Raw genomic sequence first — 23,404 nt, 5'->3', positions numbered from 1 at the left:
GGGAATGCCCGCCGGGTCCGGACACGTTGACCCGAAGGTGATCACGCTTTCCGTACTGGACCGGTCCCCGACCCGCCGCGGCGGCGGCGCGCCCCGCGCCCTGCGGGACACGGTCGCCTTCGCGCGGGACATCGAAGCGCTCGGCTACCACCGGTTCTGGGTGTCCGAACATCACAGCGTGCCCGGTGTCGCGGGTTCGGCGCCCACGGTGCTGGCGGCCGCCGTCGCCTCGGCGACCGAACGGATCCGGGTCGGCACCGGCGGCGTGATGCTGCCGAACCACCGGCCCCTCGTGGTCGCGGAACAGTTCGGCGTGCTCGAATCACTCTTCCCCGGGCGGATCGACATGGGACTGGGCCGGTCGGTCGGGTTCACCGGCGGGGTCCGGCAGGCGCTCGGGCACGAGAAGGACGACGCCGACCGCTTCGGTGACCAGGTTCGCGAGCTGCTGGGCTTCCTCGTGGGTGACCAGACGACCTATCCGGGTGTGCACGCCATTCCCGCGGAAGGCCTGCGCGTGCCCGCGTTCCTGCTGGCCACCGGTGCCGGGGCGCGGCTGGCCGCGGAACTGGGGCTGCCGCTGGTGATCGCGCCGGTCCGGGGCGAGGGTCCGCTGCTCGAAGCCATCGACGGCTATCGCTCCGGATTCCGCCCGTCCGCACAGGCGTCGCGGCCGTACGTCGTGGTGTCGACGGCGATCGCGGTCGCCGAGACGGCCGAACGGGCACGGCGGCTGCTGATCCCCGAAGCGTGGTCGACGGTCTACTCGCGGACGCACGGCGTCTTCCCGCCGTTGTCGCCGGTGGAAGAGATCCTCGCCGGGCCGCTGCCGGACCGCGACCGGGAACGGCTGGACCGGGCGCTCGACGGTCAGCTCGCCGGCACCCCGGACGAGGTGGGCGACCGGCTGACCGATCTCGTCGCCAAGACCGGAGCCGACGAGATCCTGGTGACCACCAGTACTTTCGACCAGGCGGAGCGGCTGGATTCCTATCGCGCGCTGGCCGAGGTCGCCGGACTTCGCAGCCTGGCCGCCGTCTCCTGACTTTTGCTAGTGTCACGGCCATGACTGCCGGGTCGGCCTCGTGCCGTGAGCGGACGGGTTCCCCGGCCGCCGCTTGATCTCCGCGCGGGCACGAAGCCCGCCCTCCCGTATGTGTCCTTCTGTTGTGGACCATGCGCGGAGAGGAGGTGAATCGCATGTCTCCCACCGAAAACTGGCGCGAGTTCGTCGCCGCGCACGCCGACGGCGGCGTCCTGGACGGTGTCGTCACGCGGGTGCTGCCCTTCGGCGCGTTCGTCGAAGTGGCCCAGGGGATGGAAGGGCTGCTGCCGACCGTCGGCGGAACCGGCCCGCTCACCGCCGGTGCGGCCGTCGCGGTACGGCTGGACAAGCTGGACGTCCAGAACCGGCGGTTCAGCCTGATCCTGGCCTGACCCGGCGCATTTCGTCCTCTGGATGCGTTCCTTGCACACGCNAATGCGGTAGTTGCGCGTGCAAGGAACGCATCCAGAGGACTGATTGCAGCGAGAAAACCTAGAGGCGCAGCAGAAGCTGGGTGAGGATGCGTTGTGCGGGGTCGTCCAGGTCGATCCCGCACACCTCGCCGGCGCGGCGCACCCGGTAGCGGACCGTGTTCGGGTGGATGTTCAGCTCACGCGCCGCTTTCCGGACGTCGCCGAAAGCGTCGAGGTACGCGAGTACGGCGGGCACCAGGATGCCGCCGTGCTCGGCGTCGTGGGTGATCAGGTCGGTCAACCGCGGATCGCGGATCCTCGGCTGCTCACCGAGGAACGCGAGCACCTCCGAGAGCAGGACCTCGGCGCGGACGTCGGCCAGTGAGGCGACGTCCGCGGTCCCGTGCCCGCGCGCCATCGTGGCCAGCACGCGGTCCGCGTCGCCGCGCGAGGCCGCCGCGTCGGAAAGACTGGGGACCACACCGCCCAGCGCCGCGCGCACCCGGACGTCGAGATGCCGTTGCGCGGTGCCGGCGATTTCCTTGGCCAGCGCCAGGATCCGCGCTTCGGCGTGCTCGGGGAGGTCGGGAAGGAGCGCGTAGACCCGGCCGCCGATCACGCTCACCAGCGCGCTCCGCCGGTACGCGGCGGTGTGCACGGTGATCAGGTGCACCAGCTCGGCGCGCCGCAGCTGCCGGTCGGTCGCCGCCCGGTCGCGAGGGAGCGAGAACGCCAGCACCACGGCGGGTTTCCCGGGATCCGCGCCGATGTCGTCGGCGACGGACTCGGCGTCGACACGGCCGTCGAGCAGGCCCGCCAGCAGATCCTCGCGCAGCCGGAGCTCGGGGCTGGGCAGCGTCCGGTGGCGGATCAGCTGCGGTGCCAGCGCCCGGCTCGCGCCGAGCAACGCGACCTCCGCGCTTTCGGTGAGCGGATGCGCGCCCTCCTGGACCCAGATCGTGCCCAGCGGCTGCGATCCGGCGTGGATCCCGGCCGCGATCCGCCGCCGGATGCCGAGATCGGGCCGCTCGTCGATGCGGACAATGCCCTCACCGGCGCGAAGACGCTGGTAGACGCCCCATTCGCGCAGCATCGCGAGGTAGCGTTCCGGGCCTTCGCGGCCGAGGATCGAGAGCCTGCGCAGCTCGTCCACCTCGTCGCCCGCCCGCGAATAGGCCAGCACCCGGCTCGCGGTGTCCTCGATGCTGACCAGGCCGCCCGTCAGCGTCGCGATGGTCTGCGCGAGCGAGAACAGATCGCCCAGCACCTCGCCGCTGTCCGCCTCGCCACCCGCGCGAGCCGCGTCGACCACGCCCCTGGCCAGGGCTTCGACCTGCTCCCAGCGTGCCTCGTGGCCGACCTCGATCAGCGCGATCCCCGCGTCGGTCGCGACGTTCACGACGGCCATGCCGTTCTTGACCGCGACGGCGGCCGCGCCGGACCGTCCCGCCGCCCGGATCGCACCCGCGGCGGAGCGTCCGCGAGCGCCGATCACCAGGACGAGGTCACCCGGATGGGCGTCGGGCGGATCCTCCGGATCGTGGATGACGACGTCCTCCACTCCGACGCCGAGCCCGCCCGGGGCCGCGAGCACCCTGACCAGCGGTTCCCCGAGCGTGGCGAGGATGTGCCGCAGGGAAGCGCCGGTGGTTGCCTGAGCAGTCGTCTTGATCACCGATTAAGCCGATCGGACAAGATGGTCACCCTGATTCTAGCCAGTCGAACAAGCCGTCGTGGAGCCGTCGGGTCTACCGTTCGGGGTGAGACCTCTACCCGGCGAAGTGCAGTCAGGAGCAGTCAGTGGACGCCGTGACCCAGACCCCCGCCCCGAAGAACGAGCCGGTGCTGAACTACGCACCGGGCAGCGCTGAGCGCGCTGAACTCGAGGGCGCGCTCAAGTTGCTGGGCAACGCCGACCCGATCGACATCACCGCGACCATCGGTGGTGAGCAGCGCAAGGGCGGCGGCGAGAAGATCGAGGTCGTCCAGCCGCACAACCACAAGGCGGTGCTGGGCGTCATCCACAGCGCGACCGCGGAGGACACCCGCGACGCGATCGCGGCGGCCAAGGCCGCCGCCCCGGGCTGGCGCGCGCTGTCCTTCGACGACCGCGCCGCGATCATCCTGCGTGCCGCCGACCTGCTGGCGGGCCCGTGGCGCGCCAAGCTGAACGCCGCCACCATGCTCGGCCAGTCGAAGACCGCCTTCCAGGCCGAGATCGACTCCGCCTGCGAGCTGATCGACTTCTGGCGTTTCAACGTCGCGTTCGGCCGTCAGATCCTCGCCGAGCAGCCGGTCAGCTCGCCCGGCATCTGGAACCGGATGGAGCACCGCCCGCTCGAGGGCTTCGTGTACGCCATCACCCCGTTCAACTTCACCGCGATCTCCGGCAACCTGCCGACCGCGCCCGCGCTGATGGGCAACGTCGTGCTGTGGAAGCCGTCGCCGACGCAGAGCTACGCCGCGCACATGCTGATGCGGCTGCTCGAAGAGGCGGGCATGCCGCCGGGCGTCATCAACCTGCTTCCGGGTGACGGCAAGGCCGTCTCCGAGGTCGCCCTGACCCACCGCGACCTGGCCGGGATCCACTTCACCGGTTCCACCGCGACCTTCCAGCACCTGTGGGCCACCGTCGGCGCCAACATCTCCGGCTACCGCACGTACCCGCGCCTGGTCGGCGAGACCGGCGGCAAGGACTTCGTGCTCGCGCACGCCTCCGCCGACGTGGACGTCCTGCGCACCGCGCTGATCCGCGGCGCCTTCGAATACCAGGGCCAGAAGTGCTCGGCCGCGTCCCGCGCCTACGTCCCGCGTTCGCTCTGGGCGAGCCTGAAGGACGAGCTGGTCTCCGAGACCGAGGCCATCACCTACGGCGACGTCACCGACCTGGACAACTTCGGTGGCGCCGTGATCGACCGCCGCGCCTTCGACAAGCACGCCGCCGTGCTGAAGAGCGCCGCTGAGGACGCCGAGATCGAGGTCATCGCCGGTGGTACCGCCGACGACAGCGTCGGCTACTTCGTGCGCCCGACGATCCTGGTGTCGGACAACCCGAACCACGAGATCTTCCGCACCGAGTACTTCGGCCCGATCCTCGCGCTGCACGTCTACGAGGACGAGGACTTCGACAACGTCTTGAAGCTGGTCGACGAGACCGCCGACTACGCGCTCACCGGCGCGGTCATCGCGAACGACCGCACGGCCGTCGCGAAGGCGTCCGAGGCGCTGCGCTTCGCCGCCGGCAACTTCTACGTCAACGACAAGCCGACCGGTGCGGTCGTCGGCCAGCAGCCCTTCGGCGGCGGTCGCGCGTCCGGCACCAACGACAAGGCCGGTTCGGTGTTCAACCTGCTCCGCTGGACGAGCCCGCGCTCGGTCAAGGAGACCTTCGTCCCGCCCACCAGCGTCCGTTACCCCCACCAGGGCTGAGTTCTCCAGGAGTCCGTGATGTTGCGTGCCCCGTTGCTCGCCGCCGCTCGATCCCAGCGGATGCGCAAGCTGGTCGAGGTCGTCCCCGCCACCCGATCGGTGGTAGGCCGGTTCGTCGCCGGTTCGAAGACGCCCGACGCCGCCAGGGTGGTCCGCGAACTGGCCGACGACGGCCTCCGGGTCACCCTCGACCACCTCGGCGAGGACACCACCGACGCCGAGCAGGCCGCGACGACCGTCCGCGCCTACGAGGAACTGCTGACCGCGCTGGCGGCCGACGGCCTCGCGTTCGGCGCGGACGTCTCGGTGAAGCTGTCGGCCGTCGGGCAGTTCCTGCCGGCCGACGGTGAGAAGGTCGCGCTGGAGAACGCCCGCAAGATCTGCGCGGCGGCCGAGGCGGTCGGTGCCACGGTGACCCTCGACATGGAGGACCACACCACCACCGACTCGACGCTGGGCATCCTCAAGGAGCTGCGCACCGAGTACCCGTGGGTCGGCGCGGTGCTGCAGGCCTACCTGCGGCGCACCGAGCAGGACTGCCGCGACCTGGCGACCGAGGGTTCCCGCGTCCGGCTGTGCAAGGGCGCGTACGCCGAACCCGAGGAGGTCGCGTTCCAGGACAAGTCCGAAGTGGACAAGTCCTATGTGCGCTGCCTGAAGATCCTCATGCGGGGCAAGGGTTATCCGATGGTCGCCTCGCACGACCCGCGGATGATCGCGATCGCCGAGAAGCTCGCGGCGGACGCGGGCCGCAAGGCGGACGACCACGAGTTCCAGATGCTGTACGGGATCCGTCCCGAGGAGCAGCGCCGGATCGCGGGCGACGGCAAGACGATGCGCGTCTACGTCCCCTACGGCGACGAATGGTACGGCTATTTCATGCGCAGGCTGGCGGAACGCCCGGCGAACCTGGCGTTCTTCCTGCGCGGACTCGCCACCCGGGGCTGACCCGGTCACCGGTGGCACTGGTCCGCTGAAAGTCAAAGGGGCCCTCACCGTGACCTTGTCACCCGGCTTGACCTGCCAGGCGATGATGTCGGCCTNTGTGTTCCGGGTCACAATTCAAAGAATTCTCATCTTCTTCGCGAAACCCGCCGGGAAGGGCCCCTTCTCCATACGCGTCAGGCCTCCTGGGCCTCTTCCTTGAGCTTGTCCATGTCGATGTCGCGCGCCTGCTGGATGAGGTCTTCCAGCGTCTTCTCCGGGAGGGCGCCCGGCTGCGCGTAGATGACCGTCTTGTCGCGGATCACCGCGAGGGTGGGGATCGAACGCACGTCGAAGGCCGCGGCCAGCTGCTGCTCGGCCTCGGTGTCGACGCTCGCGAACACGATGTCGTCGTGGTTCTCCGACACCTTCTCGTAGGTCGGCGCGAACTGACGGCACGGCATGCACCAGCCCGCCCAGAAGTCGATGATGACGAAGTCGTTCTCGGAAACGACCTGGTCGAAGTTGGCGGCGGTCAGCTCCACAGTGCTCATGCCCGGCGTAACGAATCGGGCGGGACGCGCATTCCCGCGAGTGCGCGTAGCGTCTCGGATGGAGCAACCCACGTTTCGCAGGAGGCGCACATGGCCGACGGGGACATCCTCAGCCGGATCGACGAGCTGGTCATCGAGGAGCACGAGCTCCGTTCGCGGGCGATCGGCACCGGGCTGAGCTCGGACGACCGGTCCAGGCTCGCGAGTGTGGAACAGCAGCTGGACCAGTGCTGGGACCTGCTGCGGCAGCGGCGGGCGCGCGTGGAGTTCGACGAGGATCCGGACCAGGCTTCGGCGCGGCCGATCTCCGAGGTGGAGTCTTACCGGCAGTAGCGGGTGCTGGGTCTCGTGAGTGGTAAGGACGGTTCTAACCGTCCTTACCGCTCACGAGTCGTTCAGGCGGGGCAGAGGGTCCCGTCGACCGGGATCTTGCCGTCGATCAGGAAGGCCCGCGTCGCGTCCGCGACACACGGCGAGAGGCTCAGCGCGCCGTGCCCGGCACCCTGCCAGGTGATCGTCACCGCGCTCGGCATCTGGTCGGCCGCCCGGCCGGTGCCCTGCTCCGGAGTGACCGGGTCGGTCGCGGTGCCCGCGACGAGCATCGGCGGGGCGCCCGGCGCTCCCGCGGGCGGGAGCGGTTCGCGGCGTACGGGCCACGGGCTGCACCAGGCCAGCTGTTGTGCGGCGAAGACACCGAACTGCGGGTACTTGTCGCGCAGGGTCGTGGTCGCGCGCGTGAGTTCCTCGGCCGAGAGCCGGGTCGCGCTGTCGTTGCATTTGGTCGCGAGCGTGCCGTCCAGCCGCGAAGGCCGCGCCTTGGTGTCCTTCAGCACGGGCTCGGCGAACGCGGCCAGCGGCGTGACGTCGCCGGTCTGCGCGGTCTTGAGCGCCTCGGCGAGTTCCACCCAGCGCGAGCGCTGCGCGAGCCCGGAGTAGATGGCGTACAGCGCGATCCCCGGGGTGATCTGCTCGCCGTCGGTGGTCGTCGCGGACGCCGACCGGAGCCGGTCCGCGACGGCGGTCACGGCCGAGCGGGCGTCGCCGATCGGGCAGCCCCTCGCGATGCAGTCGGCGCCGAACGCGTCGAGGGTCGCCTGCGCGCTCGCGGCGACGCCTTCCTGCGTGGCGGCCGCGTCGGGGGCGGGGTCGGGCAGTCCGTCGAGCATGACCCGGCCGACCTGGGCGGGGAACCGCACGGCGTATTCGGCGAGGACCTTCGAACCGTCGCCGCGGCCCAGCGCGTGCAGCTTGTCCAGCCCCAGTTGCTCGCGGAGTTCTTCGAGGTCGCCCGCCGCCCGCCAGCTGTCCATCGCGACCTGCGAGTCGTCCAGCTCGATGGCGCACTGCTGCCCCGCCCGGCGTGCCGCGTCGACGACGCCTTCGAGGTCGGGGGCGGCCGGATCGGCGCCGAGCAGGTCGGTGCGGATCTCCGCCGGGATGCACTGCACCGGCATGGACGTCCCCGTCCCGCGCCGGTCCACGCCGATCAGCGAGAACTTCTGCAGGAACTCGGGCGGCAGCGTCGCGGCCAGCCGCGCGGCGTACAGCGACCCCGGCTCGCCGTCGACGTCGTTGACCACGACGAGCGGGATCGGCCCGCCCCCGGTCTTGACCACCGAAAGCCGCGAGAGCCCGCGACCCGGCAGGTCCGGCGCGTCGAGCGTGGTCGGCACCCTGGCGCAGGAGAACTTCAGCGTGTCCGGCACGGACGGCTGACCCAGCCGCTGCCGGGTCGCCTCGTCGCAGTCCTCCCATTTGATCGACGGCGACCGGGGTTCGGCGAGCGGTGGCAGCGGTACCTGCTGCGCCGTCGTCGGACCACCGGGATTCGGCTTGCCGTCGTTGTCGATCACCGCGGGCCGGACCGACGGCCCGGCGGTGCAGCCCGCGAGCACGGCCGTCACCACGGTGGTCGTCAGGATCAGCCGTGGCGTGCGGCGGGCGGTGCTCACGGGCTGGTCCTCACTTCCAAGGCATGACAAAAGCTCGGAACAGAGCTTCGCAGGTCGGATGTCAGGACACGGTTAGCGGGTGCGTTTCACCTCGCCGCGGAACACCGCGTCCAGGTCGTAGCGGGCGACCTCCTCGAGCTGGGCATAGGTGCAGGAGGACGGCTCGCGGTCGGGGCGCCAGCGTTTGAACTGCGCGGTGTGCCGGAACCGCGACGGAAATCCGGCCTCCGTGTGCTCGTAGCCGACCTCGACCACCTTCTCCAGCTTCAGCGGCACCCACGGGGCTTCCTTGGCCTTCCACCGGGTGATCCCGCCGGGGATCCGCTGGTTCTCGCGCACGTTGTCACCCAGCCAGGGGTGATCGGTCCCGTCGGTGATCAGCGGCGCCAGCTCCTCGGCCAGCTCACGCCGCCGGGTGACCGGGAACGAACCGACGACGCCGGGATGGTGCAACACGCCGTCCTCGTCGTAGAGCCCGAGCAGGAACGAGCCGACCAGCTCGCCCGGTTCGCCGTCGACGTGCCAGCGCAGCCCGGCGAGCACGCAGTCGGCGGTGCGCGAGTGCTTGTACTTCAGCAGAACACGTTTGCCGGGTGTGTACGGCTCGTCGAGCGGTTTGCCGATGACGCCGTCGAGCCCCGCACCCTCGAACAGCGCGAACCAGTGCCGCGCGATCGCCGGATCCGAAGTGGCCGGAGTCAGGTGGACGCCGTCGGAGGCCAATTTCTCCAGCCGCTCCCGCCGCGTCGACGTCGGTTCGTCCAGAAAGGACTCGTCGCCCAGCGCCAGCAGGTCGAACGCGACGAACTCCGCCGGGGTCTGCTCCGCCAGCAGCTTGATACGGCTTTCGGCGGGGTGGACCCGGTCGGTGAGCGCGTCGAAGTCCAGCTTCCCGTCCCTGGCGACGACCAGTTCGCCGTCCAGCACGATCCGCTCGGGCAGCGCCGCCTTCAACCGCTCGACGACCTCGGGAAAGTACCGGTTGAGCGGCTTCTCCGACCGCGACTGCAAGGTCAGCTCGTCACCGTCGCGGAACACCAGGCAGCGGTACCCGTCCCATTTCGGCTCGAACAGCAGCCCGCCGGAATCGGGGATCGCTTTCGCCGGTTTGGCGAGCATCGGTTTGACCGGCGGAGTCAGGGGAAGCGACATGACGGCCATTCTTGCCGCACCGAGCCGGTCAGCGCACCCGCTGCGGTGCTGCCGTGTCGAGTTCGATTCGGACGGCCGTCGGCAGGACGTCCACCCCGAGCGACTCCCGCGCGCGGGCCAGCACCGTGCTGTCGAGCTGCTCCCAGACCCGTTTCAGGTCGGTGCCCTCGACGAGCCAGAGCGTGATCCGCAACGCCGGATTCTCCTTGTCGCCGACCGCGCGGACCCGGGCGCGCCCGACCCCGTCCACCCTCTCCGCGTCGGCGCGGACGGCCTCGGAGATGGCCGAGGAGGTCACCACGAGGTCGTCGTCGAGTTCGAGGTCCGGACGGCCTTCCGGGCGCAGCGACCGGAAGAACCACCACAGTCCCAGCCACAGCAGGAGAACGCCGAGCACGATCGCCCCGATCCGGGAGGCGAGTGCGTGCCGCGACAGCCAGTCGAGGGCGATCGGGTCGACGAGCGGCCTGCCGGCGCGGTGCGTGCCGAGCCAGCCCGCGCCGACCACGAGCGCCGCCGCGCCGCCGAGCAGCGCGACGAGTCCGATGAGGACGGTCAGGGTCCGTTCCGTGCCGGTGGACCGGCCGAGTGCCTTGGCGGAGACCGAACGGGTCATCGGCGGTCCTTCGGGGAGTCGACGACGACCGAGACCTTCGGCCGCCGCAGCAACGGGACGTCGTCGAGCAGACCGGAGACCGTCGCCAGCAGCCGCGGACGCAGCTCGCCTTCGGTTTCCAGCCTGCTCGTCGCGCGGACACGGATCTTCTTGGCGGTGGCCGTGACCTTCGCGCCCGCGACGTTGTCCTGCGCGCGCACGGTCACCCCGACCAGCCTCGCCAGGGAACGCGGTGATGTGGTCACACTGACCTCGTTCGCCGGATCGGTCAGCCGGATGGCACGCCGCCCGGCCGAGGCCGCCGCCAGGATCAGCAACAGCCCCAGGACCGCGACGGCGATCGCGAGATACCGGACCGGGGAAGCGTTCCAGGACTGCTCCGCGAGCGTGTCGCGCCAGTCGTCCCACGGGAGGAACAGCGGGCCCCGCCCCGGCCGCCACCAGCCCCAGCCGACCTCCAGTGCCAGCAGGACCCCGGCGGCGGCCAGCGCCAGCCCGATCAGGGCCGACAGCAGGCGGACGATCAAACGCATACCGGTTGCTCCTTCTAGCGGACGCGGGGCGCGATGTCGGGCAGAAGCGCGGAGACCGTCACCGAGATGTCCCGCACCTGGTACGAGGTGATCCGCTCGACCTCCTCGGTGACCCTGGCGCGCAGGTCGCCGACGATCCGCCGCACCGGCGCCGGATAGTTCAGCGCCACGTCGAGCACGAGGTCGACGTCGTTGCCCTCACCGCCGACCTTCGCGCTCGCGCCGTGTGTCCCGAGCCCGAGCCCGGCGATGCGCCGCTCCGCGCGCGTGATCCCGTCGACCTGGTCCGCGGCGTGCTGCGCGATCTTGCGGACCACGGACGGCGAGATGGTGAGGGTGCCGCGATCCTCGGGTTCGGGCGGGACGGTCATTTGTCGCGGCCCCGGCCGAACAAGTCGCCGAGGTCGAGTTCGCCGTCGAGCACGCGGCCGAGGACGAGGCCGATGACGCCGACGGCCAGCGTCACCAGGAACGCGGTGAAGCCCTGGGTCGCGGCGAGGCCGAGGATGAGGCCGGCGAGCAGGCCGGTCTGGGTCCCGTTCATCACTCGACCCGCGAGGTCTCGGTCTCGCCGCCGTTCTCGTCGGGCAGGTGGATGTCGTTGACCGCGATGTTGACCTCGATCACCTCGAGGCCGGTGATCTGCTCGACCTGGCCGATCACGTTGCGGCGCACCGCCCGCGCGACGTCGACGATGCGGGCGCCGTACTCGACGACCACGTCGAGGTCGATGGCCGCCTGCTTCTCGCCGACCTCGACCGAGACACCGGACGTGGTGACCGTGCCGGAACCGGGAATGCGCTCGCGGATCGCGCCGAAGGCCCGCGAGACCCCGCCGCCCAGCGCGTGGATCCCGGTCACCTCGCGGGTGGCGAGACCCGCCACCTTCTGCACCACCACCGACGAGATCGTGGTCTTGCCGGCGGCTCCTTCCTCGTTGAGGGACGCCCCCGCCACGGGGGTGTCGGGCTTGCTCGCGCTCGGCTGCGCCATGAAGTTCGCTCCTTCTCGGCCTGTGCCGCGCGACCTGCGCGCGCGACGGTCTCTACGCTCTCACCGACCAGGACACGCGCGCATGCCGAGCCGTCACGCGATGTCCCCCGGATGGGGTAATCAGTTCCGGGATCGGTCCGCGGGAAGCCGGGGGAGGTCGCGTCCCGGGCCGGGTGAAGGGGACTTTCCCCGCGTCCGTTGAGGGGAAAGTCCCCTTCACCCCGCGGGTGTTCCGGATTCAGTCCGGGTGGACGTCGACGACGTGGACGTTGATCGTCGGCGGGGCGGATCCGAGCTGACCGGTCAGAGCCGCGCTGACCCGGTGGCGCAACAGGTCCGCGACGGCCGCTTCGACACCGAACCGGATCGTCACCAGCACCTGGAGCACGTCCTCTTCGAGCGCGACGGCGGCGACGTGCACTCCGCCGAGCTCCCGGCCGATTTCGGCGGCGAGGTTCCTGGTCATCAGTACCAGCGCCCGTTCCGACACCTGAGTCTTGCCGCCCGACGACGGCAGATCGAGCGGGGCGGTGGTGTGCTTGCCGCGGACGCCGCCGACCGAGCGGAGCACCCGTTCGACCAGTCCCGGCGGCGTCGGCACCGGACGGCTCGCGGCGGCGCGCACCTGCTGCCACCGGGGGTCGTCGCGCGGATCGTCGCTCATCACCGTTCCCCGGGTCGGAAGTTGTCGCCGAGTTTCGCCAGCAGCGCCACCCTCGCGCGGTGCAGACGGGCACGCAGGGCGGGCACGCTGACTTCGAGCACCTCGGCCACCTCGTCGTAGGTCAACCCTTCGAATTCTCGCAGAATCAGCGGGATCCGCTGGCCGACGTCCAGTTCGGCGATCGCGCGCAGCACCGTGCCGACCTGCTCGGCGCTCACCACGTGACCCTCCGGACCAGGCACGACGCCCGCGTCGCCCTCGTCGAGCGGCACGGTCGGCTTCCGGCGCCGGACCGCGCCGAGCGCGCCGTTCGTCGTCACCCGGTAGAGCCAGGTCGACACCGCGGATTCGAACCGGAAGCCGGGCAGCGCCCGCCACGCGGAGAGCCAGGCCTCCTGGACGACGTCCTCGGCCTCGGACGAGCTGCCGGTGATCCGCAGCGCCACCCGGTACATCCTGGCCGTGTGCCGCCGGACCAAGGTGTCGAACGCACCGTGGTCCCCGGCGGCGGCCAGTGCCACCAGTTCCTCGTCCGGAACCGGCGCGGCCTCGCTCACCCGCCCTCCCGGCGCCGGTAGCGCAGCATGGTGAAGCCGTCTTCGACGAGCACGGACGCGAGATCCATCCGCCGCGGTTCCGGGGCCGGACGGCCGCGCGCGATCCGGCTCTCGCCCGCTCCCGCCAGCAGCGGGGCGACGGTGAGGCACAGCTGGTCGACGAGGTCGGCGGCGATCAGGTCGGCGAACAGCGCCGGACCGCCCTCGCAGTCGACACGGCGCAGGCCGCGCTCGCCCAGCAGCGCGAGCGCCCGGCGGAGGTCGACGTCGGCGGTCCCCGCGACGAGCACGTCGGCACCCGCGCGCTCCAACTCGGCGCGAGGCGCCTTCTCGGTGGTGATGACGATCGGCGGGACCTTGGTGTCGGTGAACAACGGGCCCTCGGGGTCGAGATCACCGGAACGGGTCACCACCGCGATCGGCGGGACCTCGGACAGACCGAGCGCGACCCGGCGGGCGGCGCGTTCGGGAGTGACGCGCGCGCCGCGATAGCCCTCGGCGCGCGCCGTGCCCGCACCGACCAGGATCACGTCGGAGAGCAGCCGTCCCATCAGGAAGATCCGCTTGTCGGCGGGGTGGGAAAGCCCCTCGGACAGCTCGTCGACCGCCGCCGCGCCGTCCGCGGAGCTGACGAAGTTGACCTGGACCCAGGGACGGTTCAGGTCTTCCGGATACCCATAGAGCCGTTCGAGGTCGGTGTCGGAGACGGGTTCCGCCGGTGTCGTTGGCCACAGAAGCTGCACACGAACATCCCAGCACGCGCCTGATGGCACCGCTGAGCGGGGGATACGCCCGGTCAGGGAGGGTGAACCCGCCAGGCCGGTGCCGTTACGCTCGGCGAATGCCCGCCCGCCTGATCGATCGCCGTCCGGAGCTGTCCGCCGACGAGCTGATCACCGCGCTCGTCCCGCCGCCGAGGTTCGACGCGGTCCGGTTCTCCACGTACGTGCCCAACCCGGACGAGCCGAGCCAGGCCGAAGCCGTCGTCACCTGTGGCGCGTTCGCGAAGCGCGTGGCGGAAGCGTCGAGCCGGAAGCCGAAGTCGAAGCTGCGCGCGTTCTTCGGCGGCGGGGACGAGGTGCCGTCCGGGCCGATGGGGCTCTACCTCGACGGCGGTTTCGGCGTGGGCAAGACACACCTGCTCGCCTCGACCTGGCACGAGACGCCGTCGCCCAAGGCGTACGGGACGTTCGTGGAGCTGACCCATCTCGTCGGCGCGCTGGGTTTCGCCGAGGCGGTGCGGCGGCTGTCCGAACACCGGTTCCTGGCGATCGACGAGTTCGAGCTCGACGACCCCGGTGACACCATGCTCGTCACACGGTTGCTGCAGGAGCTGATCTCGGCGGGCGTGTTCGTGGCGGCGACGTCCAACACGCTGCCGGACAAACTCGGCGAGGGCCGGTTCGCCGCCGCGGACTTCCTGCGCGAGATCCAGTCGCTGTCCGCCCGGTTCGGCGTCTGCCGCGTCGACGGCCCGGACTACCGGCACCGCGGCCTGCCGGACGCGCCGCCGCCCGCGAGCCCCGAGGAGCTGGAAGCCTCCGTCGCCACGCATCCCGAGTCCACTGTGGACGATTTCGACGCGTTGTGCGAACACCTGGGCGGCCTGCACCCTTCGCGCTACGGCAGGCTTCTCGACGGCGTGACCCGGGTGCACCTTCGCGACATCCACCCGGTGCCCGACCAGAACGTGGGACTGCGCCTGGTCGCCTTCGCCGACCGGCTCTACGACCGCGCGATCCCGCTGGTGGTCTCGGGCGAGCCCGTGCCGGAGCTGTTCACCGAGGAGATGGTCAACGGCGGCTACCGCAAGAAGTACCTGCGCGCCGTCAGCCGTCTGACGGCACTGGCGCGCGACGCCGTGCAGCCCAGCTGAGTAGCACCCAAGTCGCGCATACAGTCGCGACGGCGAACAGCGTGCCGCCCACGACGTCGGTCAGGTAGTGGTAGCCGAGGCCGATCATGCCGATCGTGACTCCGCAGAGCACCACGGCGCCCACCGTCGAGATGACCGCCGTCGCGACGCCGGGGCGGGCGAGCAGGACGAGCACAGTCAGCACCGCGACCAGCGCGACGGTGTGCCCGCTCGGGTAGGCGAGGTAGGTGTACTTCCAGCGGTCGAAGAGCGGTTTGAGCACCCAGGTGTTCGCGAGGATCGCGATGAGCGGGCCGGCGATGGTCAGCGCCGCTTCGAGCCTGCGGCGTCCGGTCAGGCAGAGGACGGCGGTGAGGACCGCGACCGGGATCAGGACGTAGGCCTCGGTCGGCAGCACCAGCAGCCCGAGAAGGCCGGTGTCGCGGCCGAAGGTGCGCTCCACCCACCTGACGGCGAGGTCGTCGGGAACGGAAGGGCCGTCACCGGAGACCAGCAAGCCGAGGACCACCATGATCACGGCGCAGGTCACCGCGACCGGCCCGTACGGCCCTCTTCCGCTCATCCGGCGAGATTACGTGACGGTGATCAGTCACCATGCAGGGACGGCTCGCGAGAACGAAGGGGGCTTTCGATGCGGATCAGTGTGGTCGGTGGCGGCGTGATCGGGCTCAGCTGCGCGTACCGGCTGGCCGGGGCCGGGCACGACGTCACGGTGGTCACCGAGACCGGGCCGGGGGAGACCACGTCGGCGGTCGCCGGTGGCGTGCTCTTCCCGCCGCTGGCGGCGAACTCCGACCGGGTCGACCGCTGGACCGCGACGAGCGTCGAGGAGTACCGCGGCCTCGGCGCGCCAGGAGTCCGCATGGTCCGGGGAACGTACCTCGTCCCGCGCGAGGCGCCGCTACCTTCGTGGGCCTTGTCGATGCCCGGCCTCGACCACGAACCCGGGCGGCTCACCTTCACGACCGCACTGGTCGACACCCCGGTGTACCTCGGGTGGCTCGCCGGTCAGGTCGCCGCGCTGGGCGTGCGTACCGAATACCGCACCGTCACGCGGCTGGACGACCTCGGCGCGGACCTCGTCGTCAACGCCGCCGGGCTCGGTGGCGGGCGGCTCGCGGGGGACGGAACCGTGGTGCCGGTCGGCGGCCAGGTCGTCCACCTCGCCGACCCGGGGCTGACCGAATGGATCGTCGACGGGGCCACTCCGGTGCTGCGGCACGTGATCCCGCACGGACGGCACGTGGTCTGCGGCGGCACGCAGGAGCCGGGGCGCGACTCCGTCGAGCCGGATCCCGGGGTGACCGCCGACATCGTGCGGCGGTGCCGGGACCTCGTGCCCGCGCTGGCCGACGCGCCCGTGCTGGGGGCGAAGGTCGGGCTGCGGCCGTTCCGGCCCGAGGTACGGCTGGACCGGGACGGCCGGATCGTGCACTGCTACGGACACGGGGGTGCGGGGATCACGGTGGCTTGGGGTTGCGCTGACGACGTCCTGGCCCTGGTGTGACTACCCGCATTCAGAGGACTAAATGCGGCGGGGTGGTCGAATGTGGCGTGACCGAGCTTGCGCGGTGAAGGCCCCCTTCGCCGGGGCAAGGCAGAGAGGTGGCCGTCGCGGCGTGGTTCTGGGCTGGCCGGCAGGAGTCAGCTGCGCTCTGAGTGTCCACAGGGACGCTTTCCGGCGACGAAATGTCTGCTTCGGGGCTGTATGCCCGGTTTGGCGTGGGGGTCGTGAGTGGTAAGTAGCGTTCTAACCCTCTTTGCCACTCACGACCCCCGCGTCGAACCGTATAAATCGCTCAACTCGGACACAGATGCCCTCGGAAGTGTCCCTTATGGACAGTCGGGAGAAGTGTCTCTTCGGCCAGCCGCCACGTTTGCCTTACCCCTCAATAGGAGCAGGGAGTCAGAGGGCGGCGAAGGCGGCGAAGTCCGCTTCGGTCTGATCCGCGTACCGCACCGCGTAGGCCCCGATGGCCTCGTCGAGGTCTTCGTCGTCCTCGAAGTAGCCTGCCAGCATCCGCGGATGCAGTGACCGCGCGTGCGCCCGCGCGAGCAACGCGCCGGCGAGCCGGCCGTAGTCGTCGAGGTGGTCCTTCTTCAGCTCCGCCGGATCGATGTCGCCCTTGAGATTCCGGAACTGCCGCACGATGTACGGCACGCCGTCGATGGTCGTCCAGCCGAGCAGGATGTCCGTCTCGGCCTGCACGAGCCGCGCGCCCTCGACGATCCGCCGCCCCTCGTGCTCCGGGGCCGGCAGGCCGAGGAACGGCGCGAGCGCCGACGGAATGGCCTGTTTCACCTGCAGGACAAGGTCTTCGCCGGAGTTCCCGTGCAGCAGCGCCACATAACTGCGCAGCCCGACACTGCCGGTGCCGACTACCCGGAAAGCCACATCGGACACCCGGTACCGCGAGATCAGCGTCCGCCGGGACTCGCGCAGCGTGTCCACATAGGACACCAATCCGGTCACGACGGCTTCGGCGGTCGCGTCGTCGACGTGCGTGAGCACCGGCGGATCTTCGACGAACCGATGCCGTTCGAGGCCGGTCTCGTGGTCGTCGATGCGCCTGGTCCACTTCGCGGTGACCTTGGCGCTGGTGTTCTTCCGCGCCTTCTCGGCCGCTTCTTCGAAGTCGTCGATCAGGTCGTGCGCCTTGACCTTGCTCAGCACCGACGCGTCGGGCAACGCGTTCCACGACCGCAGGAACGGCAGCTCCGCCAGCCCCCGGATGGTGCGCCGGTACGACTTCACCGCGTCCTCGGCGGCTTCACGGCAGCCCGCTTCGCCGATGCCGCCCTCGCGCCCGGCGAGCACGAGACTCGCCGCGAGCCGTTTGAGATCCCACTCCCACGGGCCCGGCACGGATTCGTCGAAGTCGTTGATGTCCATGACGATTTGGCCCTCGGGCGTGCCGTACAGCCCGAAGTTCGCGGCGTGCGCGTCCCCGCAGAGCTGGGCGGTCAGCCCGGACGACGGCGAACCCGCCAGGTCGGCGGCCATCAGCCCGGCGGCCCCGCGATAGAAGGTGAACGGCGACGCGAGCATGCGCTCGCGCCGCAGTTCCACCAGTTCGGGCAGGCGGCCTTCGTTGGTGCGCGCGAAGAACTCCGCCACGCTGGGCCGCCCCTCGCCCGCCGCCGCGTGGTCGTGCGCGGACGAGGGCGCCTCGTCCCGCAGTGCCTTACCCCTCGCGAACCAGTCCTCCGGCGACACCGACTCGGTGCCGGCCAGCGGCCGCTCCACCCACTCCCGCTCGTCTCCCATGGACAGGCAACGTACAGCCCGTCCGAAAGGATCACCGGGTCTTGACGACCTCCGTGATGGCGTCGATACCGCGGTCGAGCTCCTCGCGGCTGATCACCAGCGGCGGCGCGATCCGCAGCGTGTGGTCGTGCGTCTCCTTGCACAGGACGCCGCGTTCGGCCAGCGCGGTGGACGCCTCGCGGCCGGTCGGCCCACCGGGCGCGATGTCGATCCCCGCCCAGAGCCCGCGCCCGCGGACCTCGGCGAGCCCGTCGCCGACCAGTTCGCCGAGCCGCGAGTGCAGGTGGGCGCCCAGTTCCCGCGAACGCTCCTGGAACTCCCCGGTCTTCAGCAGCCCGACCACGGCCCGCCCGATCGCGCAGGCGACCGGGTTCCCGCCGAAGGTGGAGCCGTGTTCACCCGGCCGCAGCACGCCGAGCACGTCCTTGCCGCCGACCACGGCAGACACCGGCATGATCCCGCCGCCGAGCGCCTTGCCCAGGGTGTAGACGTCGGCACGGACGCCTTCGTGGTCGAGCGCGAGGACGGTGCCGGTGCGGGCGAGACCGGACTGGATCTCGTCGGCGATCAGCAGCACGTTGTGCTCGTCGCACAGCCGCCGGGCCTCGGCGAAGTAGCCGGCGGGCGGGACGATCACGCCCGCCTCGCCCTGCACCGGCTCCAGCAGGATCGCGGCGGTGCGCTCGGTGATGGCGTCGCGCAGCGCTTCGGCGTCGCCGTACTTGACGGTGACGAAGCCCGGCGTGAAGGGGCCGAAGTCGGCGCGCGCGGTCTCGTCGGTGGAGAAGGACACGATGGTCGTCGTGCGGCCGTGGAAGTTGGAACCGGCGACGACGATCTCAGCGGTCCCGTCGGGGACGCCCTTGACCCGGTACGCCCACTTCCTGGCGATCTTCACCGCCGACTCGACGGCTTCCGCGCCGGAGTTCATCGGCAGGGTCATCTCGGTGCCGGTCAGCTCGGCGAGCTCCTTGCAGAACAGCCCGAGCTGGTCGTGGTGGAAGGCGCGCGAGGTCAGCGTCACGCGGCCGAACTGCTCGATCGCGGCGGCGATGAGCCCGGGGTGGCGGTGCCCGAAGTTCAGCGCGGAGTAGCCGGAGAGGAAGTCGAGGTAGGTCTTGCCCTCGACATCGGTGACCGAGGCTCCTTCGGCGGTGGCGATCACCACCGGAAGCGGGTGGTAGTTGTGCGTGCTCCACTGCTCGTCGAGCGCGATGAAGTCGGCGGTCGTCATGCGTTCAGGTTAGAGGTCCATCCGGCCGCTTTCATCCGGGAAACGTTGCTTTGACCCGTTGTTCATTGCGTATCGACTCCTTCGGGTGGCGAAATCGTGCGTCGGCGTACTTGATCACCGGAGGCGCGGTCTCCGGAGCGCGGTTATCGTTGCCGGATGGCGAAAAAGGACACCGTCTCCGTCCGGGACACGCTGAGGATCGGCAAGGGCGCCGAGCGGCACCATCCCGGCTCGTTCCCGATCGGGCCGACCAAGAAGCCCAAGGGGCTCAAAGACCTCGCCGACGCCGGAGGCAGGCTCGCCGAGCTGCAGGAGGCGCTGTACGCGGAGGGCGTCGGCGGGGGAAACCGTAGTGTCCTGCTGGTCCTGCAGGGGATGGACACCTCCGGCAAGGGCGGCACCGTGGGGCACGTCCTCGGCCTGGTCAACCCGATGGGCGTGCGGTACGCCGGGTTCAAGAAACCGACCGCGGCGGAGCGTCGCCACCACTACCTGTGGCGGATCCGCAAACAGCTCCCGGCGCCGGGGCAGATCAGCGTGTTCGACCGCTCCCACTACGAGGACATCCTGGCCCCGCGCGTCCAGAAGCTGGTGCCCGCGACGGAATGGCGCAAGCGCTACGCCGAGATCAACGCGTTCGAGAAGGAGCTGACCGACGCCGGCACGACGATCGTGAAGGTCTTCCTCGACATCTCGCCGGAGGAGCAGCTGAAGCGCCTCAAGGCGAGGCTGGAGAATCCGGCGAAGTGGTGGAAGTACAACCCCGCGGACCTCGACGCGCGGGCCCAGTGGAACGACTATCAGAAGGCCTACGCCGACATCTTCGCCAAGACCTCCACGGCGGCCGCGCCCTGGTACGCCGTCCCGGCCGACCGCAAGTGGTACCGCAACTGGCTGGTCGCGCGGCTCCTGATCGAGACGATCGAGTTGAAGGACCCGAAGTTCCCGCCCGCCGACTTCGATCCCGAGACGGAGATCGAGAAGCTGGAAGGCATTGGCGTACCGGCTTGAGCGTCTGAGAGAGTGCGGAGGTGACCGACACCAGCCTCGAAGATCTCCCGTTCCTTCGCCGTCAGGCCCGCACCCAGCGCTTCACCCTCGGCGCGCCGAAAGAGTTCAAGGTCGCCCCGGACGGTTCCCGCATCCTGTTCCTGCGGTCCGAATCCGGCACCGACCCTCGGCACAGCCTGTGGTCGTTCGACGTCGCGTCGGGCGAGGAGACGAAGCTGGTCGACGCCGCCGAGCTGCTGCCCGGTGAAGAGGACCTGCCGCCGGAGGAGCGTGCCCGCCGCGAGCGCAGCCGGGAGACCGGCGGCGGCGTGGTCGGCTACGCGGTCGACGACGCCTTCACCGTCGCCGCGTTCTCGCTCTCGGGCAAGCTCCACACCCTCGACCTGGCCACCGGCGAGGTGTCGGTGCTGGTCGACGGTTCGGTCGTCGACCCGCGGCCCAGCCCGGACGGCACGCACGTCGCCTACGTCCGCGACCGCCGCCTGCGGGTGATCGACCGGGCGACCGGCGAGGACCGGCTGCTCGTCGACGAAGCGGGCGACGACATCGCCTGGGGGCTCGCGGAGTTCATCGCGGCCGAGGAGATGGGCCGCACGCGCGGGTACTGGTGGTCGCCGGACGGGAAGAGCCTGCTGGCCGAGCGGTCCGACCGGGCGGCCGTGCCGCGCTGGACGATCGCCGATCCGGCGAACCCGCAGTCGGCGGCGAACGTCGTCGCGTATCCGGCGGCGGGCACCACGAACGCGGACGTGACGCTGGCGATCCTCGGCCTCCACGGCTCCCGCGTCGACGTCGAGAAGACCGATTGGGAGTACCTGGCCGCGGTGCACTGGTCCGCCGCGGGCCAGCCGCTGCTGTCCGTGCAGTCGCGGGACCAGCGGAAACTCCAGATCCAGTCGGTCGACCCGGCGACCGGCGCCGTCGAGGTGCTGCACACCGAGACCGACGAGCATTGGGTCGAGCTCGCCGCGGGCGTCCCGGCGTGGACGACCGACGGCCGCCTGGTCCGCGAGAGCGCCGCCGACGGTGACCACCGGCTGGTCGTCGACGGGGTCGCGGTCACCCCGCCGGGACTGCAGGTGCGGTCGATCCTGCACGTCGGCGACGAGGTGCTGTTCAGCGCGTCGGAGGGCGATCCGACGCAGATCCACGTCTTCCGCACGGAAGGCGGCGAGCTCCGCCGTCTGTCCACTGAGGACGGTGTACACGTCGGCTCCGGGAACGCCGCGCTGACCGTGCTCTCGTCGTGGACGCTGGAGCGCAGCGGCCCGGTGGTGACCGTCGTGTCCGGCGAGAAGACGGTGGCGCGCATCGGTTCCTTCACCGTCGACCCCGACGTCGTGCCGAACCTGACCTGGCTGACGCTGGGGGAGCGGGGCCTGCGTGCCGCGCTGGTGCTGCCGACCGGGTACGAAGAGAGCGAGGGCAAGCTCCCGGTGCTGCTCGACCCGTACGGCGGCCCGCACGCCCAGCGTGTCCTGCAGACCCGCAACGCCTTCCTGACCCCGCAGTGGCTCGCGGACCAGGGCTTCGCGGTGCTGGTCGCCGACGGGCGCGGGACCCCCGGCCGGGGTGCGGCCTGGGAAAAGGAGATCGCGGGCAAACTCGCCGACGTGACCCTCGCCGACCAGGTCGACGCCCTGCACGCGGCGGCCGCGCTCCATCCGGAACTGGATCTGGAACGGGTCGCGATCCGGGGCTGGTCCTACGGCGGCTACCTGTCCGCGCTGGCCGTGCTGCGGCGCCCGGACGTCTTCCACGCCGGTGTCGCGGGCGCCCCGGTGACCGACTGGTCGTTGTACGACACGCACTACACCGAGCGTTACCTCGGGCTTCCGCAGGAGGAAACCGCTTCGTACGAGCACAACTCGCTGATCGCCGGCGCCGGCGACCTCTCGCGGGCACTGCTGATCGTGCACGGACTGGCCGACGACAACGTTTTCGTCGCCCACTCGTTGCGCCTGTCGTCGGCTTTGCTGGCCAAGGGACGCGCGCATGTGTTCCTGCCGCTGGCCGGCGCGACGCATATGACGCCGCAAGCCGAAGAGGTCGCGGAGAACCTGATGCGCACGCAGGTGGACTGGATCGTGCGTGAGCTGTCCGGTGCCGCGGTCAAGAGCGAGGAGAACGCATGAAACGGTGGGGCATCACCATTCCGCTGACCGGGGTGCCGCTCGCGGCGCACGAGGATATGGTGCGGGAGCTGCCGGATCTCGGCTACACCGACGCGTGGTCGGCCGAGACGGCGGGCCACGACGCCTTCACGCCGTTGGTGCTGGCCTCGCAGTGGGCGCCGCAGCTTCGGCTCGGCACCGCGATCGTGCCGGTGTACACACGCGGACCCGGCTTGCTGGCGATGAGCGCGGCGACCGTCGCGGAACTGGCGCCCGGCCGGTTCGTGCTCGGCATCGGCGCGTCGTCGCCGGTGATCGTGAAGAACTGGAACGCCGCCGAGTTCGAAGCGCCGTTCGCGCGTTCGCGGGACACCCTGCGCTTCCTGCGGTCGGCGCTGGCGGGGGAGAAGGTCACCGAGGAGTACGAGTCGTTCTCCGTCAGCAAGTTCCGGCTGGAGCGGCCCGCCGATCCGCCGCCGTCGATCATGCTCGCCGCGCTGCGGCCGGGGATGCTGCGGTTGGCGGCGAAGGAGGCCGACGGCGCCATCACCAACTGGCTCGCCGCCTCCGACGTGCCCAAGGTGCGGGCGGAAATCGGGCCGGACGTCGAACTGGCCGCGCGGATCTTCGTCTGCCCCACCGAGGACAAGGCCGCCGCGCGCGGGCTCGGCCGGATGCTCATCTCGAGCTACCTGACCGTGCCGGTGTACGCGGCGTTCCACGAATGGCTCGGCCGCGGCGACGCGCTCGCGCCGATGCACGAGGCGTGGGCCGCGGGCGACCGGCAGAAGGCGAACCAGGTCATCCCGGACGAGGTCGTCGACGACCTGATCGTCCACGGCAGTCTCGATTCCTGCCGCGAGCAAGTGCAGTCCTATGTGGACAACGGGCTGACGACGCCGATCATCGCGCTGCTGCCGACGGGGGAGGACCCGTTCGCGCACGTGCGTGGGCTCGCTCCTCGCTGAAGTCTCGTGAGTGGTAAGGACGGTTCTATTGAGAGGTAAGGCAAAGGTGGCGTGGTCGGTACAGGGTGGTCGTGAGTGGCGTTTCGGGTTCAGATCGGAAG

25 protein-coding genes are annotated in these 23,404 nt (G+C 70.6%); 10 read left to right on the top strand and 15 right to left on the bottom strand.

Annotated elements, in window-relative coordinates; genetic code table 11:
- The first annotated feature begins 4 nt into the window (after positions 1-4).
- Both LCL61_RS32100 and LCL61_RS32095 read left to right on the top strand, forming a co-directional pair.
- Positions 5-1,045, top strand: a complete 1,041-nt coding sequence (locus LCL61_RS32100) for an LLM class flavin-dependent oxidoreductase (RefSeq protein ID WP_425341946.1) — start codon at positions 5-7, stop codon at positions 1,043-1,045.
- A 155-nt stretch (positions 1,046-1,200) separates the two neighbouring features.
- Entirely contained in the window at positions 1,201-1,437 is a 237-nt protein-coding gene (locus LCL61_RS32095) for a S1 RNA-binding domain-containing protein (RefSeq protein WP_340683212.1), read from the top strand.
- Positions 1,438-1,537: 100 nt separating this feature from the next.
- Here LCL61_RS32095 and LCL61_RS32090 read toward each other — a convergent pair whose 3' ends face one another.
- Positions 1,538-3,130 carry a PucR family transcriptional regulator gene (locus LCL61_RS32090; RefSeq protein WP_425342072.1) on the bottom strand — a complete coding sequence of 531 codons (1,593 nt, stop codon included), beginning with the start codon at positions 3,128-3,130 and terminating at the stop codon, positions 1,538-1,540.
- A 128-nt stretch (positions 3,131-3,258) separates the two neighbouring features.
- Here LCL61_RS32090 and pruA point away from each other — a divergent pair, with 128 nt between their 5' ends.
- Both pruA and LCL61_RS32080 read left to right on the top strand, forming a co-directional pair.
- Positions 3,259-4,887 (top strand): L-glutamate gamma-semialdehyde dehydrogenase, encoded by a 1,629-nt coding sequence (pruA, locus tag LCL61_RS32085; protein WP_340683210.1) that lies wholly within the window; start codon positions 3,259-3,261, stop codon positions 4,885-4,887.
- Positions 4,888-4,905: 18 nt separating this feature from the next.
- On the top strand, positions 4,906-5,835 hold the full coding sequence (locus tag LCL61_RS32080; RefSeq protein ID WP_340683209.1) for a proline dehydrogenase family protein: 930 nt from the start codon (positions 4,906-4,908) through the stop codon (positions 5,833-5,835).
- A 173-nt stretch (positions 5,836-6,008) separates the two neighbouring features.
- On the opposite strand, the gene trxA is transcribed toward LCL61_RS32080, so the two are convergent.
- Positions 6,009-6,365, bottom strand: coding sequence for a thioredoxin (gene trxA / locus LCL61_RS32075; RefSeq protein ID WP_007033511.1), 357 nt, complete (start codon positions 6,363-6,365; stop codon positions 6,009-6,011).
- Between the two features lie 90 nt (positions 6,366-6,455).
- Between trxA and LCL61_RS32070 the strand changes: the two genes are divergently transcribed.
- A complete protein-coding gene (locus tag LCL61_RS32070; protein WP_340683208.1) occupies positions 6,456-6,698 on the top strand; it encodes a DUF2630 family protein in 243 nt (80 codons plus the stop codon).
- Between the two features lie 62 nt (positions 6,699-6,760).
- Here LCL61_RS32070 and LCL61_RS32065 read toward each other — a convergent pair whose 3' ends face one another.
- The 10 genes from LCL61_RS32065 to LCL61_RS32020 form a co-directional block, all read right to left on the bottom strand.
- Positions 6,761-8,317 carry an alpha/beta hydrolase gene (locus LCL61_RS32065; RefSeq protein WP_340683207.1) on the bottom strand — a complete coding sequence of 519 codons (1,557 nt, stop codon included), beginning with the start codon at positions 8,315-8,317 and terminating at the stop codon, positions 6,761-6,763.
- A 72-nt stretch (positions 8,318-8,389) separates the two neighbouring features.
- Positions 8,390-9,469 carry an ATP-dependent DNA ligase gene (locus LCL61_RS32060; protein WP_340683206.1) on the bottom strand — a complete coding sequence of 360 codons (1,080 nt, stop codon included), beginning with the start codon at positions 9,467-9,469 and terminating at the stop codon, positions 8,390-8,392.
- Between the two features lie 28 nt (positions 9,470-9,497).
- On the bottom strand, positions 9,498-10,085 hold the full coding sequence (gene amaP / locus LCL61_RS32055; protein ID WP_340683205.1) for an alkaline shock response membrane anchor protein AmaP: 588 nt from the start codon (positions 10,083-10,085) through the stop codon (positions 9,498-9,500).
- The gene (locus tag LCL61_RS32050; RefSeq protein ID WP_340683204.1) at positions 10,082-10,618 is read right to left on the bottom strand and encodes a DUF6286 domain-containing protein; all 537 of its coding nucleotides are present in this window, start codon (positions 10,616-10,618) and stop codon (positions 10,082-10,084) included. The genes amaP and LCL61_RS32050 overlap by 4 nt, the downstream gene beginning before the upstream one ends.
- Positions 10,619-10,632: 14 nt before the next feature.
- Complete coding sequence (locus LCL61_RS32045; RefSeq protein WP_340683203.1) at positions 10,633-10,989, bottom strand: Asp23/Gls24 family envelope stress response protein; 357 nt, start codon at positions 10,987-10,989, stop codon at positions 10,633-10,635.
- Positions 10,986-11,162, bottom strand: coding sequence for a hypothetical protein (locus LCL61_RS32040; protein ID WP_005157087.1), 177 nt, complete (start codon positions 11,160-11,162; stop codon positions 10,986-10,988). The genes LCL61_RS32045 and LCL61_RS32040 overlap by 4 nt, the downstream gene beginning before the upstream one ends.
- Positions 11,162-11,611 carry an Asp23/Gls24 family envelope stress response protein gene (locus tag LCL61_RS32035; RefSeq protein ID WP_125675157.1) on the bottom strand — a complete coding sequence of 150 codons (450 nt, stop codon included), beginning with the start codon at positions 11,609-11,611 and terminating at the stop codon, positions 11,162-11,164. Before LCL61_RS32035 ends, LCL61_RS32040 begins: the two co-directional genes overlap by 1 nt.
- 238 nt (positions 11,612-11,849) lie before the next feature.
- The gene (locus LCL61_RS32030) at positions 11,850-12,275 is read right to left on the bottom strand and encodes a hypothetical protein (protein ID WP_340683202.1); all 426 of its coding nucleotides are present in this window, start codon (positions 12,273-12,275) and stop codon (positions 11,850-11,852) included.
- Complete coding sequence (locus LCL61_RS32025) at positions 12,275-12,832, bottom strand: RNA polymerase sigma factor (RefSeq protein WP_340683201.1); 558 nt, start codon at positions 12,830-12,832, stop codon at positions 12,275-12,277. Before LCL61_RS32025 ends, LCL61_RS32030 begins: the two co-directional genes overlap by 1 nt.
- Positions 12,829-13,575: a pyrimidine reductase family protein gene (locus LCL61_RS32020; RefSeq protein WP_340683200.1), complete on the bottom strand. Its 747-nt coding sequence runs from the start codon at positions 13,573-13,575 to the stop codon at positions 12,829-12,831. Before LCL61_RS32020 ends, LCL61_RS32025 begins: the two co-directional genes overlap by 4 nt.
- 98 nt (positions 13,576-13,673) lie before the next feature.
- Between LCL61_RS32020 and zapE the strand changes: the two genes are divergently transcribed.
- Complete coding sequence (gene zapE / locus LCL61_RS32015; RefSeq protein ID WP_340683199.1) at positions 13,674-14,708, top strand: cell division protein ZapE; 1,035 nt, start codon at positions 13,674-13,676, stop codon at positions 14,706-14,708.
- On the opposite strand, the gene LCL61_RS32010 is transcribed toward zapE, so the two are convergent.
- Complete coding sequence (locus LCL61_RS32010) at positions 14,662-15,270, bottom strand: phosphatase PAP2 family protein (RefSeq protein WP_340683198.1); 609 nt, start codon at positions 15,268-15,270, stop codon at positions 14,662-14,664. The genes zapE and LCL61_RS32010 overlap by 47 nt on opposite strands.
- 69 nt (positions 15,271-15,339) lie before the next feature.
- Here LCL61_RS32010 and LCL61_RS32005 point away from each other — a divergent pair, with 69 nt between their 5' ends.
- The gene (locus tag LCL61_RS32005; protein ID WP_340683197.1) at positions 15,340-16,215 is read left to right on the top strand and encodes an FAD-dependent oxidoreductase; all 876 of its coding nucleotides are present in this window, start codon (positions 15,340-15,342) and stop codon (positions 16,213-16,215) included.
- 399 nt (positions 16,216-16,614) lie between these two features.
- On the opposite strand, the gene LCL61_RS32000 is transcribed toward LCL61_RS32005, so the two are convergent.
- The gene (locus LCL61_RS32000; protein ID WP_340683196.1) at positions 16,615-17,976 is read right to left on the bottom strand and encodes a DUF2252 domain-containing protein; all 1,362 of its coding nucleotides are present in this window, start codon (positions 17,974-17,976) and stop codon (positions 16,615-16,617) included.
- 31 nt (positions 17,977-18,007) lie between these two features.
- On the bottom strand, positions 18,008-19,210 hold the full coding sequence (rocD, locus tag LCL61_RS31995) for an ornithine--oxo-acid transaminase (protein WP_340683195.1): 1,203 nt from the start codon (positions 19,208-19,210) through the stop codon (positions 18,008-18,010).
- A gap of 156 nt (positions 19,211-19,366) precedes the next feature.
- On the opposite strand from rocD, the gene LCL61_RS31990 reads away from it, so the two are divergent.
- From LCL61_RS31990 to LCL61_RS31980, 3 genes are read left to right on the top strand one after another with little or no spacing between them, the layout of a single operon-like run.
- Positions 19,367-20,221 (top strand): PPK2 family polyphosphate kinase, encoded by an 855-nt coding sequence (locus LCL61_RS31990; RefSeq protein ID WP_340683194.1) that lies wholly within the window; start codon positions 19,367-19,369, stop codon positions 20,219-20,221.
- A 20-nt stretch (positions 20,222-20,241) separates the two neighbouring features.
- The gene (locus LCL61_RS31985) at positions 20,242-22,356 is read left to right on the top strand and encodes a S9 family peptidase (protein WP_340683193.1); all 2,115 of its coding nucleotides are present in this window, start codon (positions 20,242-20,244) and stop codon (positions 22,354-22,356) included.
- Complete coding sequence (locus LCL61_RS31980) at positions 22,353-23,303, top strand: LLM class F420-dependent oxidoreductase (protein WP_340683192.1); 951 nt, start codon at positions 22,353-22,355, stop codon at positions 23,301-23,303. The genes LCL61_RS31985 and LCL61_RS31980 overlap by 4 nt, the downstream gene beginning before the upstream one ends.
- The last annotated feature ends 101 nt before the right edge of the window (positions 23,304-23,404 follow it).

The organism is Amycolatopsis coloradensis, from assembly GCF_037997115.1.
GTDB lineage: Bacteria > Actinomycetota > Actinomycetes > Mycobacteriales > Pseudonocardiaceae > Amycolatopsis > Amycolatopsis coloradensis_A.
Note: the sequence above shows the minus strand (reverse complement) of the source record. Positions and strands in the feature narration are given on the sequence as shown.